General features: G+C 69.8%; 14 protein-coding genes. 3 read left to right on the top strand and 11 right to left on the bottom strand.

Annotated elements, in window-relative coordinates; all coding sequences use genetic code 11:
- Positions 1-45 precede the first annotated feature (45 nt).
- The 7 genes from hisF to hisD are packed head-to-tail and all read right to left on the bottom strand — an operon-like array spanning position 46 to position 6,099.
- Positions 46-825: an imidazole glycerol phosphate synthase subunit HisF gene (gene hisF, locus J3476_RS10885; protein ID WP_207066507.1), complete on the bottom strand. Its 780-nt coding sequence runs from the start codon at positions 823-825 to the stop codon at positions 46-48.
- A 2-nt stretch (positions 826-827) separates the two neighbouring features.
- Positions 828-1,646 (bottom strand): inositol monophosphatase family protein, encoded by an 819-nt coding sequence (locus tag J3476_RS10890; RefSeq protein ID WP_207066508.1) that lies wholly within the window; start codon positions 1,644-1,646, stop codon positions 828-830.
- Complete coding sequence (gene priA, locus J3476_RS10895) at positions 1,643-2,392, bottom strand: bifunctional 1-(5-phosphoribosyl)-5-((5-phosphoribosylamino)methylideneamino)imidazole-4-carboxamide isomerase/phosphoribosylanthranilate isomerase PriA (RefSeq protein WP_207066509.1); 750 nt, start codon at positions 2,390-2,392, stop codon at positions 1,643-1,645. Before priA ends, J3476_RS10890 begins: the two co-directional genes overlap by 4 nt.
- A 5-nt stretch (positions 2,393-2,397) precedes the next feature.
- Positions 2,398-3,018, bottom strand: coding sequence for an imidazole glycerol phosphate synthase subunit HisH (hisH, locus tag J3476_RS10900; RefSeq protein WP_207066510.1), 621 nt, complete (start codon positions 3,016-3,018; stop codon positions 2,398-2,400).
- Complete coding sequence (gene hisB / locus J3476_RS10905; RefSeq protein WP_207066511.1) at positions 3,015-3,641, bottom strand: imidazoleglycerol-phosphate dehydratase HisB; 627 nt, start codon at positions 3,639-3,641, stop codon at positions 3,015-3,017. The genes hisH and hisB overlap by 4 nt, the downstream gene beginning before the upstream one ends.
- The gene (locus J3476_RS10910; RefSeq protein ID WP_207066512.1) at positions 3,638-4,747 is read right to left on the bottom strand and encodes a histidinol-phosphate transaminase; all 1,110 of its coding nucleotides are present in this window, start codon (positions 4,745-4,747) and stop codon (positions 3,638-3,640) included. Before J3476_RS10910 ends, hisB begins: the two co-directional genes overlap by 4 nt.
- Positions 4,744-6,099 carry a histidinol dehydrogenase gene (hisD, locus tag J3476_RS10915; protein ID WP_207066513.1) on the bottom strand — a complete coding sequence of 452 codons (1,356 nt, stop codon included), beginning with the start codon at positions 6,097-6,099 and terminating at the stop codon, positions 4,744-4,746. Before hisD ends, J3476_RS10910 begins: the two co-directional genes overlap by 4 nt.
- Before the next feature lie 35 nt (positions 6,100-6,134).
- On the opposite strand from hisD, the gene J3476_RS10920 reads away from it, so the two are divergent.
- Together J3476_RS10920 and J3476_RS10925 are read left to right on the top strand one after the other, a co-directional pair.
- The gene (locus tag J3476_RS10920; protein WP_207066514.1) at positions 6,135-6,539 is read left to right on the top strand and encodes a nitroreductase family deazaflavin-dependent oxidoreductase; all 405 of its coding nucleotides are present in this window, start codon (positions 6,135-6,137) and stop codon (positions 6,537-6,539) included.
- Positions 6,540-6,551: 12 nt separating this feature from the next.
- On the top strand, positions 6,552-7,190 hold the full coding sequence (locus tag J3476_RS10925; protein WP_207066515.1) for a LysE family transporter: 639 nt from the start codon (positions 6,552-6,554) through the stop codon (positions 7,188-7,190).
- A gap of 3 nt (positions 7,191-7,193) precedes the next feature.
- Here the strand turns inward: J3476_RS10925 and J3476_RS10930 are convergent, their stop codons facing one another.
- Genes J3476_RS10930 through nadA form a run of 4 tightly spaced genes read right to left on the bottom strand, consistent with a single transcriptional unit; the run spans position 7,194 to position 11,142 of the window.
- Positions 7,194-7,646, bottom strand: a complete 453-nt coding sequence (locus J3476_RS10930; RefSeq protein ID WP_207066516.1) for a hypothetical protein — start codon at positions 7,644-7,646, stop codon at positions 7,194-7,196.
- Between the two features lie 27 nt (positions 7,647-7,673).
- Positions 7,674-8,543, bottom strand: coding sequence for a carboxylating nicotinate-nucleotide diphosphorylase (nadC, locus tag J3476_RS10935; protein WP_207066517.1), 870 nt, complete (start codon positions 8,541-8,543; stop codon positions 7,674-7,676).
- Positions 8,540-10,102, bottom strand: a complete 1,563-nt coding sequence (locus tag J3476_RS10940) for an L-aspartate oxidase (protein WP_207066518.1) — start codon at positions 10,100-10,102, stop codon at positions 8,540-8,542. The genes nadC and J3476_RS10940 overlap by 4 nt, the downstream gene beginning before the upstream one ends.
- On the bottom strand, positions 10,099-11,142 hold the full coding sequence (gene nadA / locus J3476_RS10945) for a quinolinate synthase NadA (RefSeq protein WP_207066519.1): 1,044 nt from the start codon (positions 11,140-11,142) through the stop codon (positions 10,099-10,101). Before nadA ends, J3476_RS10940 begins: the two co-directional genes overlap by 4 nt.
- A gap of 48 nt (positions 11,143-11,190) precedes the next feature.
- Between nadA and J3476_RS10950 the strand changes: the two genes are divergently transcribed.
- On the top strand, positions 11,191-11,895 hold the full coding sequence (locus J3476_RS10950) for an NUDIX domain-containing protein (RefSeq protein WP_207066520.1): 705 nt from the start codon (positions 11,191-11,193) through the stop codon (positions 11,893-11,895).
- Positions 11,896-11,915: the final 20 nt, after the last annotated feature.

Here is an 11,915-nt window from a genome sequence, read left to right on the forward strand (position 1 = left end):
GACACAGGGCTACTCATCGGGACCCTCGGCTCTTCGCGCAAGCGCTCATCGGACCGTGATCCCTTCAGCCTTCATCGCCGCCTTCACCTCACCGATGCTCAGTTCGCGGAAGTGGAACACGCTGGCCGCCAGCACAGCGTCGGCTCCGGCCTGCACGGCTGGCGCGAAGTGCTCGACGCGACCCGCCCCGCCGCTGGCGATGACCGGCACCGTCACCGCGCCCCGCACCGCCCGCAACATCGCCAGATCGAACCCGGCCTTGGTGCCGTCGGCGTCCATCGAGTTCAGCAGGATCTCCCCGACACCGAGCTCGGCTCCCCGGGCGGCCCAGTCGACGGCGTCGATCCCGGTGCCGCGCCGGCCGCCGTGCGTGGTGACCTCCCAGCCCGACGGTGTGGGCTCGCTGTCCGCGGGAACGGTCCTGGCGTCGACCGAGAGCACGATGCACTGCGAACCGAACTGCCGGGACAGCTCCGACAACAGCTCCGGTCGGGCGATCGCGGCGGTGTTCACCGACACCTTGTCCGCGCCGGCGCGCAGCAACACGTCGACGTCGGCCACAGAGCGCACACCCCCGCCGACCGTCAACGGGATGAACACCTGCTCGGCGGTCCGGCGCACCACCTCGAGCATCGTGGCCCGGCCCGACGACGATGCGGTCACATCCAGAAACGTCAGCTCGTCGGCGCCCTCGGCGTCGTACACCGCGGCCAACTCGACCGGATCACCTGCGTCACGCAGGTTTTCGAAGTTGACGCCCTTGACCACCCGGCCGTCGTCGACGTCGAGACACGGGATGACGCGGGTGGCGACGTCGCTGCTCATTGTCACAGGTAATCCTCCGGAACGCCTGCGGCGCGGACGATGTCGAGCATCTCTTCATGCACCCCGGGGGCCGCGGCCAGCGCCGACGGCGACGAGGCCGTCCACGGTCGCCCGGCCAGGTCGGTGACGACACCGCCCGCGGCGCGCACCAACGCCACCCCGGCGGCGTGATCCCAGATGTGGTGGCCGAAGCTGATCGCGGCGCCGAGAATCCCCGCCGCGACGAACGCCATGTCGATACCGGTCGACCCGTGCATCCGCACCCGCGAGCATTTCCGGCTCAGATTGGCGAGGACCTCGGCCCGGTACCGGCCCGGGTAGCGGCCGCGCGAGTCGATGTTGAAGGTGCCGATGCCGACGACCGACTCCGACAGGGCGCCCGGACCCAACGAGGGCAGAGCGTCGCCGTTGCACAGCACCGGTTCGCCGGTCATCGCGGTGTAGCGCTGCCCGACGAACGGCAGCCACGTCAAACCCAGCACGGGGTCCCCGTCGGCCAGCAGAGCGAGCAGCATCGCGGCCATGGGTGACCCCGCGGCGTAGTTGAACGTGCCGTCGATGGGATCGAGGACCCACACCAACTCGGCGTCCAACGACTCCCCGCCGAATTCCTCGCCGTGCACACCGATGCCGGTCAGCCTGGTCAGTTCGGCCACCACCCGGCGTTCGATCGCGAGATCGACCTCGGTGGCGAAGTCGTTGCCCTTCTTCTCCACCGCCGAATCGGCGCGATGGCCGGCGACGAACTGCGCGGAGGCCGAGTCGAGTACGCCGGCGGCGGTGGCGAGCAGGTCGCGCAGTTGCTGCGGCTCCACGGTCACGAGCGAACCGCGGCCAGTGCCTCGGGCAGCGTGAAACGCTCCGCGTAGAGCGCCTTCCCGACGATCGCACCCTCGACCCCCCGATCGGTCAGGGTCGCGATCGCGCGCAGATCGTCGAGACTCGATACCCCGCCGGACGCGATGACCGGGGCCTCGGTGCGTTCACATACCGCGGCGAGCAGGTCCAGATTCGGCCCCTTCAGGGTGCCGTCCTTAGTGACGTCGGTGACCACGAAACGCGAACAACCTTCGGCATCAAGGCGTTCCAGCACCGCCCACAGGTCACCGCCGTCGGTCTCCCAGCCGCGGCCCCGCAGCCGGTAATCGTCGCCGGAGATCTTGACGTCGAGCCCGACGGCCACCTTGTCACCGTGCTCGGCGACGACCTTGGCGCACCACTGAGGATTCTCCAGCGCCGCGGTGCCCAGGTTCACCCGGGCACATCCGGTGGCCAGGGCCGCGGTCAGTGAGTCGTCGTCGCGGATTCCGCCCGACAGTTCGACCGCGACGTCGAGCTTGCCGACCACCTCGGCGAGCAGTTCCCGGTTGGAGCCGCGGCCGAAAGCCGCGTCCAGATCGACCAGGTGGATCCACTCGGCGCCGTCGCGCTGCCAGGTCATCGCGGCGTCGAGCGCCGAGCCGTACTCGGTCTCGCTGCCGGCTTGGCCCTGCACCAGGCGCACCGCGCGGCCTTCGACGACGTCGACGGCGGGCAGCAGGACGAGCGAGGGAGAGGTCGCATTCACGGGGCTCAACTTAGCGCCCCGATCCAGTTGGACAGCAATTCGGCGCCGGCGTCCCCGCTCTTCTCGGGATGGAACTGGGTGGCCGACAACGCACCCGTCTCCACCGCGGCCAGGAACGGTACGTGGTGGGTGGCCCATGTCAACAGCGCCGACGGATCGCCCTCCCACTGCTGAGCGGCATAGGAGTGCACGAAGTAGAACCGGGTGTCGGCGTCCAGACCCCGGAACAGCACGCTGCCGGCCGGGGCGTCCACCACGTTCCATCCCATGTGCGGAATCACCGGCGCGTCCAGCCGGATCACCGCGCCGGGCCACTGCCCGCAACCGGTGGTCTCCACCCCGAACTCCACCCCGCGACTGAACAGGATCTGCATTCCCACGCAGACGCCGAGGACCGGACGGTCGGCCGCGAGCCGGTCGGCGATGATCTTCTCGCCGCCGATCTTGCGCAGGCCCGTCATACAGGACTCGAAGGCGCCCACCCCCGGCACGACCAGCCCGTCAGCCTCCATCGCGGCGTGCGGATCGGCGGTCACCTCGACGTGCGCGCCGACGCGTTCCAGCGCGCGCTGCGCCGAGCGCAGGTTGCCCGAACCGTAGTCCAGCACGACGAGTTTGCGTGTCACAGCGTGCCTTTGGTGGACGGGACGCCGGTCACCCGGGGGTCGTACTCCACGGCCTGGCGCAGCGCGCGGGCAACGGCCTTGTACTGCGCCTCGGTGATGTGGTGAGGATCGCGGCCGTAGAGCGTGCGCACGTGCAGGGCGATTCGGGCGTTGAAGGCCAGCGATTCGAAAACATGCCGGTTGACCACGGTGTGATAGGGCGCCTGCGAGCCGGCGATGGTGAATTCGACCAGATAGTCGGGCTCGCCGGTGTGCACGAAGTAGGGCCGGCCCGACACGTCGACCGCGGCGTGGGCCAGCGTCTCGTCCATCGGGATGAAGGCGTCGCCGAAGCGGCGGATGCCCTTCTTCTCGCCGAGAGCCTGGCCGAGGGCCTGGCCGAGCACGATCGCGGTGTCCTCGATGGTGTGGTGGCCCTCGATCTCGATGTCGCCGGTGGCCTTGATCGTCAGATCGAAGCTCGCGTGGCTGCCCAACGAGGTCAGCATGTGGTCGAAGAACGGCACGCCGGTGTCGACGCTGACCTGCCCGGTTCCGTCGAGATCCAGGTCGACGACGATGTCGGATTCCTTCGTCTTGCGTTCGACCCTTGCGCGGCGTTCGGGACGTACCGGCTCGTTCACGATGCTCCTATCCGGGCGCTGGCAGCCAGCAGCGCGTCGTTCTCGTCGGCCAGGCCGATGGTGGTGCGCAGATATCCGGGGATGCCGACGTCGCGGATCAGCACGCCGGCGTCCAGGTAACGCTGCCACGTGCCGGGCGCATCGGCGAACTCGCCGAACAGCACGAAGTTGGCGTCACTGGGAATGACTCGAAAACCCATGCCGGTGAGCGCTTTCGCCACCCGCTCCCGTTCCTGGATCAGCGTGGCGACGCTGCCGAGCGTGTCGTCGGCGTGGCGCAGCGCGGCTCGGGCGGCGGCTTGGGTGAGCGCGGACAGGTGATAGGGCAGGCGCACCAGCAGCATCGCCTCGATCACGGCGGGTGCTGCGATCAGATAGCCCAGTCGGCCACCGGCGAACGCGAACGCCTTGCTCATGGTCCGCGTCACGATCAACCGTGTCGGGAACTGCTCGATCAACCCGATCGCGCTGGGCTGCGAGGAGAACTCGCCGTAGGCCTCGTCGACGATCATCACTCCGCGGTCCATCGCGTCCAGCAGCGCACGCAGTTCGTCGGGTGTCGCGCTCTGCCCCGACGGGTTGTTCGGGCTGGCCACGAACACGATGTCGGGGGTGTGCTCCTTGATGGCGGTGGCGGCCACCGCCGCATCCAGGCTGAAGTCGCCGGCGCGGTTGGCCACCAGCCACCGGGTCTGCGTCCCGTCGGAGATGATGGGGTGCATCGAGTAGGACGGCACGAACCCGATCGCGCTGCGGCCGGGACCCCCGAACGCCTGCAGCAGCTGCTGCAGGATCTCGTTGGATCCGTTGGCCGCCCAGACATTGTCCACGCCCACCGTCACCCCGGTCGCGGCACTGAGATAGGCCGCCAGATCGGTGCGCAATGCGACCGCGTCGCGGTCGGGATAGCGGTGCAACTCCGCTGCTGCCGACCGCACCGACGCGGTGACGTCGTCGATCAACGCCGGGGTGGGCGGATGCGGATTCTCGTTGGTGTTCAGCCGCACCGGCACGTTCAACTGTGGTGCGCCGTAGGGGGATTTACCGCGCAGATCGTCTCGCAGCGGCAGCTCGTCGAGCGTGGCCGCGGCACCGGGAACGCTCACGACTCGAACCTCCGGCGCACCGCTTCCCCGTGGCTGGGCAGATTCTCGGCCTGCGCCAACGTGATCACGTGGCCCGCCACGTCTTTGAGCGCCGCCTCGGTGTAGTCGACGACGTGGATGCCGCGCAGGAAGGTCTGCACCGACAATCCGCTGGAGTGCCGGGCGCATCCCGCGGTGGGCAGCACATGGTTCGACCCGGCGCAGTAGTCCCCGAGGCTCACCGGCGCCCACGGGCCCACGAAAATCGCACCGGCCGAACGGATTCGGCCAGCCACGTCGGAGGCGTCGGCGGTCTGGATCTCGAGGTGCTCGGCGGCGTAGGCGTTGACGACGCGCACTCCGGCGTCGATGTCGTCGACGAGCACCGTCGCCGACTGATCGCCGCTCAGCGCGGTGGTGACCCGCTGGCGGTGCACCGTGGTCTCCAACTGCCGGGCGAGCTCCCGATCGGTCGCGTCGGCGAGTTCGGTGCTGGGGGTGACCAGCACGCTGGCGGCCATCTCGTCGTGCTCTGCCTGGCTGATCAGGTCGGCGGCCACGTGGGCGGGGTCCGCGGTGTGATCGGCCAGGATCGCGATCTCGGTGGGGCCGGCTTCGGCATCGATACCCACCTGTGAACGGCAGATGCGCTTGGCGGCCGTGACATAGATGTTGCCGGGCCCGGTGATCATGTCGACCGGCGCGAGCTCGCCGCCATCCGTGTCGGCACCCCCGTAGGCGAGCAGCGCGACGGCCTGCGCGCCGCCCACCGACCACACCTCGTCGACGCCGAGCAGCGCTGCCGCGGCCAGGATCGTCGGGTGCGGCAGGCCCTGGAAGTCGGCCGGGTTGGCGGCCTGGGGCGGGCTGGCGATGACCAGCGAGTCCACGCCCGCGGTCTGGGCCGGGACGACGTTCATCACGACGCTCGACGGGTACACCGCGTTGCCGCCGGGAACGTAGAGACCGACCCGCTCGACGGGCACCCAGCGTTCGGTCACCGTGGCGCCGGGGGCGAGTGTGGTGGTGGTGTCGGTGCGGCGCTGATCGGCGTGCACGGTGCGGGCGCGCTCGATGGCGACGTTCAGTGCGGTCCGGATGTCCGGGTCCAGCGCCGCGAGCGCGGCTGTGAGTTTGTCCGACGGGACACGGATGCGGTCGGGGCGCACACCGTCGAACGAGGCGCCGTACTCCAGGGCGGCCGCCGCGCCGCGGTCGGCGACCGCGTCGACGATGGGCCTGACGGTCGGCACCACCGCGTCGACGTCGACACCACCACGGGGCAGGGCGCCGCGCAGCCCGGCCGCTGACAGCGTGGTACCACGCAGGTCGATGCGTCGCAGAGGCCCTGGCGTTAGATTCACGCTGTCCATTGTCCCAGAGCAGGCCAAATCGGTTTGGAGGCGTCATGTCGGAACTGCCGCGGATGTTCCCGGAGTGGCTCGACCGGATCCAGATCAAGTACTTCAACCCCATCGTCAAGCCGCTGGCCGGCCGGATGCCCGGGCTGTCGGTGATCAAACACCGAGGTCGTACCTCCGGACGGCCGTACGAGACCATCGTGACCGCCTACCGCAACGACTCCCAGCTGGCGATCGTGCTGGGCCACGGAAAGACCGACTGGGCCAAGAACGTCCTGGCGGCCGGCGAAGCCGACGTCACGATGTCCGGTGACGAAGTCCACATCGTGAACCCGCGGATCGCCCCCAGCGGCGACGGCGTCGAGGCGCTGCCGGGGTTCGCCCGCCGCCAAGCCCGCAAGGTCGCCGTCTTCGTCGCGGACGTCCAGCCGAAATCGGTTGGACACCCCTGACAGACTCAGGTCATGACCTGGCAGATGTGGCTGGCGTTCTTCGGGGCGGCAATCGTGATCGCGGTGTCGCCGGGCGCCGGCGCGGTCCAGTCGATGGCGACCGGGGCGACGCACGGAATCAAGCGCGGGTACTGGTCCATCGCGGGTCTGGAGGCGGGCTTGGTCCTGCAGCTGGCGCTGGTCGCCATCGGCCTCGGGGCCGCCGTGGCGAACTCGATCCTGGCGTTCACGATCATCAAATGGCTGGGAGTGGCCTACCTGGTCTACCTGGCGGTGCGGCAGTGGCGCGCCGCCACCGTCGACCTGGTCGGCCGACTCGACGATGCTGCCGGCGGGGGACGTTGCGCGCTGCTGGTCCGTGGCTTCCTGGTCAATGCCAGCAATCCCAAGGCGCTGGTGTTCTTTCTGGCGGTGATGCCGCAGTTCGTCGTGCCGACCGCACCGCTGCTGCCGCAATACCTGGCCATCGGCGCCACGATGGTGGTCGTCGACCTGGTCGTGATGGGCCTCTACACCGGGCTGGCGGTCCGGCTGTTGACCTGGCTGCGCACTCCCCGCCAGCAGACCGCACTCAACCGTGTCCTCTCGGGCCTGTTCGCCGGCGCGGCGGTGGTGCTGGCGTTGGTGCGCCGCGGTCCCGCCGCGGCCTGACGGTCAGGCGCACAACCCGCTGATCTGGGCGCCGGCGTCCTCGGCCTGCTCGAGACGGCCGGCCTGCACGGGATCTGAATCGGGCACGCCGGCGGTGGCGGCCGCACCGATGTCCATCACCAGACCGGCGAACCGGCGGATCTCGCCCGCCAGCTCCGGCGGAGTGGCCGGATCCAGCCTGGCCAGCAGGTATTGACCGCCGTCGAACAGCGCCGCCCGCGCGTTGCCCGACACCGCAAGAGCTCCTGCGATGTCGCCGAAGCCGCCCGGCGGCTCGCGGTTGGTGTTGATCGCCACCCCGGTGCGCACGGTGGCGAACGCCGCGCAGATCGCCGTCCGAGCCTCGTCGCGCTGGGCCTGGCTGTACTCGGGGACGCTGTCGCGCTGCCGCAGCAGCGCGACGAGCGCCAGACCCAGCGACAGCACTGCCAGAGCGAGTGCGACGACCGACGTCATCGGGCGTCTCGGAGACCTCTCCACGATCTACAGATCCAACCCCAGGTCGAGCACCTGCACCGAGTGGGTGAGCGCACCGACGGCCAGATAATCCACCCCGGTACCGGCGTAGTCGCCGGCGTTCGGCAGGGACAGGCCGCCGGAGGACTCCAGCTTGGTGCCGGGTGCCCGTGCGTCGCGGCGCTGCACCGCGATCTGTGTCTGCCACACCGGGAAATTGTCGAGCAACACCAGCTCGACGTCCTCGGCGAGGATCTCATCGAGTTGTTCGAGCGAGTCCACTTCGACCTCGCACGGCAGGTCGGGCGCCGCGGCTCGCACCTGGCGCAGCGCGGCCAGGATCGAACCCGCCGCGGCGACATGGTTGTCCTTGATCAGGGCCGCATCACCGAGTCCCATGCGGTGATTCACGCCGCCACCGACGCGGACGGCGTACTTCTGCAGGGCGCGCAGGCCGGGCAGTGTCTTGCGGGTGTCGCGGATCTGGGCCCGCGTTCCGGAGATCGCCTCGACCCACGCCGCCGTCGTCGTCGCGATGCCGGACAGGTGGCACAGGACGTTCAGCATCGTGCGCTCGGCCGTCAGGATCCCGCGGGTCGGGCCCTCGATCGTCAGGGCGACCCCGCCGGGCTGCAGCCGCGAACCGTCGGGCACCCGGTGTGTCACCCGGTAGCTGTCGGGGCCGAGCACGTCGTCGAGCACCATCAGCGCGACGTCCGCTCCTGCGAGCACGCCGGGTTCGCGGCTCACCACCGAGGCGGTAGTGGTGGCGTCGGCGGGCACCGTGGCCAGCGTGGTCACATCCGGTCCGTAGCGCAGGTCCTCGTCGAGCGCCCGCGCGATGACCCCACGAGCTTCGGTGAGCTCGGCCTCGCTGAGTGCGGTCAGGTCGATCATGTGCCCGCCACCTCCGGAACCAACGTGCGACTGAAAGCCTGCGCCGGATCGATGTCCGGAAAGTCGGCGCGGTGATGACATCCGCGGGATTCGGTGCGCGCGCGGGCGGCGGCCGCGACGGCGCCCGCCACCGTCGTCAGCGATGCGTCTTCGACGTCGCGGCGGCAGCTCAAGCGGCGCATCGGCGCGCCGTCGAGAATCTCCTGCAGAGCAGCCAACCCCTCACCGGTGCGGGTGACGGAGGCGTTGGCGGTCATCGCCCGCTGCAGCTCGGCGCGCGGTACCGCCGGCCGAGCCGGGAGCGCCGCCGCAGTGACCCGGCTGGGGCCGGCGTGCGCGGCGTGGTCGGCGGCCGCCGTCCCGGCGCGTCCACCGACGACGAGCCCTTCCAGAAGGCTGTTGCTGGCCAACCGGTTGGCGCCGTGCATCCCGGTTCGTGCCGCTTCTCCCGCGGCGAACAAGCCTGTCACCTCGGTCCGGCCGTGCACGTCGGTGGCGACTCCCCCGCAGCTGTAGTGGGCGCCGGGAACCACCGGGATGAGCTCCCGCACCGGGTCGATCCCGGCTCCCAGGCACGCCGCGGTGACAGTGGGAAATCGTTCAGGCAGACGGTCGATCGCCCGTGCGTCGAGGAACACGCACGCATCACCGGTCTGCGTCAGACGGGCCTCGATCGCGGCTGCGACGACGTCGCGCGGCGCCAGATCGCCCATCGGATGCGCACCCGCGGTCACCGAGTGGCCCCGCGCGTCGACGAGCACAGCACCTTCACCGCGCAGCGCCTCGGTGATGAGCGGTCGCCGGCCGGTACTGCCCGGGTCGAACAGCATGGTCGGATGGAACTGGACGAACTCGACGTCGCTGACCGCCACCCCGGCCCACATCGCCAGGGCGACGCCGTCGCCGGTCGAGCCTTCGGGGTTGGTGGTGGCCTGGTACAGATGTCCCAGACCTCCCGTCGCGACGATCACCGAGGGCGCATGGATGACTCCCGGTCCGTCGCCGCTGAGGACCAGTACCCCGGACACCATTCCGTCGTCGAGCAGCAGGTCCACCGCGACGTGGTTGTGGCGGACGTCGAGCCGGGCGGCAGCGTCGTCCAGAGCCCGCTGGACCTCTGCGCCGGTGGCATCGCCGCCGGCGTGGATGATGCGGTGCCGGGTGTGACCGCCTTCGCGGGTCAGCGCCCAGCCGCCGGCTGCGGATTCGTCGAACCGGGCTCCCCACCCGACCAGGTCGGTGACGGCGCGGTAGCCGTCGGCCACGATCGACCGGACGGCGTCGGGATCGCACAATCCCGCCCCTGCGGAGAGTGTGTCGGCGACGTGGGCCTCGACCGAGTCGTCGGTGTCGCGAAAGCTCTCCGGCAGCACCACCGCAATGCCGCCCTGCGCGTAGAACGTGGCGGTGTCCCCGACCTTGCTGAGCACGACCACAGTACGGCCGCGGCGGTGCGCGGCCAGCGCCGCGGCCAGGCCGGCCACGCCGGTGCCGATGACGACGACATCGGCACGCTGGCGCCAGAGGTTGGTCCCGCCGCAGGCGGGTGGGCGCGTCATTCGCCGCCGCCGGGCTGTCCGATCTCGATCATCCGCTGGACGCTGGCTCGCGCCGCCGTCGCGACGTCCGGGTCCACGTGCACCTCGTCGGCGCCCTCGACGAGGCAACGCAGCAACGCCGCCGGGGTGATCATCTTCATGTACCGGCAGGACGCGCGGTCGTTGACCGCTTGGAAGTCCACCTCCGGCGCGGCGCGGCGCAGCTGGTGCAGCATGCCCACCTCGGTGGCGACCAGAACCTGGCGGGCGCCGGTCTGGCGGGCGGCGTCGAGCATGCCACCGGTGGACAGGATCTTGACGCGATCCTCGGGGAAGGAACCTTCGCCGGCCAGGTACAGCGCCGAGGTGGCACACCCGCACTCGGGGTGGACGAACAGTTCGGCGTCGGGATGCGTGCGGGCCTGCTCGGCGAGTTCGTCGCCGTTGATCCCGGCGTGCACATGGCATTCGCCGGCCCACACGTGAAGGTTGGTGCGCCCGGTCACGCGGCGCACATGGGCGCCCAGGAACTGGTCGGGGCAGAACAGAACCTCGCGGTCGGCAGGGATCGAGTCGACCACCTCGACCGCGTTCGACGACGTGCAGCAGATGTCGGTCTCGGCCTTCACCGCTGCGGTGGTGTTGACGTAGGACACCACCACCGCGCCGGGATGCTCGGCCTTCCAGGCGCGCAACTCGTCGGCGGTGATCGAGTCGGCCAGCGAGCATCCGGCCCGCTCGTCGGGGATGAGGACGGTCTTGGCCGGCGACAGGATCTTGGCGGTCTCGGCCATGAAGTGCACACCGCAGAAGACGATGGTGTCTTCGCCGGCCTCGGCGGCGATGCGCGACAGTGCCAGTGAATCGCCGACGTGGTCGGCCACATCCTGGATCGCCGGCAGCTGGTAGTTGTGCGCCAGCAGCGTGGCGCCACGCAGATCGAGGAGGCGACGGACTTCGGCCGCCCACTGCTCGTCGCCGTCGACACCGGAATAGCCACCGGGACCGTCGACGATCCGAGCGGTCAGGTCGTGAGCGGTGTTCTGGTCCAGGACCGTCATGTCCGCCTCCTTCACTACGTGCGAGGTTTTCGACTTACAATCGAAAACGTGGCCCATATTATCACCGAGCATGAGGTGCTGGCAGTGGTGTTCCAGGTTCGCCTGCCCACCGCCGCCGACACCGACGGGAAACCCGCACTTCACGTGCTGTTGTGGCAGCGTGCACTCGATCCCGAACGCGGAAAGTGGTCGCTGCCGGGCGGTCGACTCGGCGCCGACGAAGACCTCACGAGCTCGGTTCGGCGCCAACTGGCGGAGAAGGTGGACCTGCGCGAGTTGGCCCATCTCGAGCAACTCGCCGTGTTCTCCGACCCGACCCGCGTGCCCGGCCCCCGCACCATCGCGTCGTCGTTCCTGGGTCTGGTGCCCTCCCCTGCCACCCCGGAACTTCCCTCGGACACCTGCTGGCACGCAGTCAGCGACCTGCCACCGATGGCGTTCGACCACGGGCCGATGGTCGAGCATGCACGCACCCGACTCGGCGCGAAACTGTCCTACACCAACATCGGATTTGCCTTGGCGCCAGACGAATTCGCACTCTCCACACTGCGCGACATCTACAGCGCGGCACTGGGGCACCCCGTCGACGCGACCAACCTGCAACGCGTGCTCGAGCGGCGGAAGGTCATCACCAGGACCGGAACCACCGCGAGATCCGGCCGCAGCGGAGGACGTCCCGCGGCGTTGTATCGGTTCGCCGATTCCCGCTATCGGGTCACCGATGAGTTCGCTGCTTTACGCCCCCCGGGGTGAGTCGACTGGATTCTTAATGC

The organism is Mycobacterium sp. PO1 (genome assembly GCF_017312405.1).
GTDB lineage: Bacteria > Actinomycetota > Actinomycetes > Mycobacteriales > Mycobacteriaceae > Mycobacterium.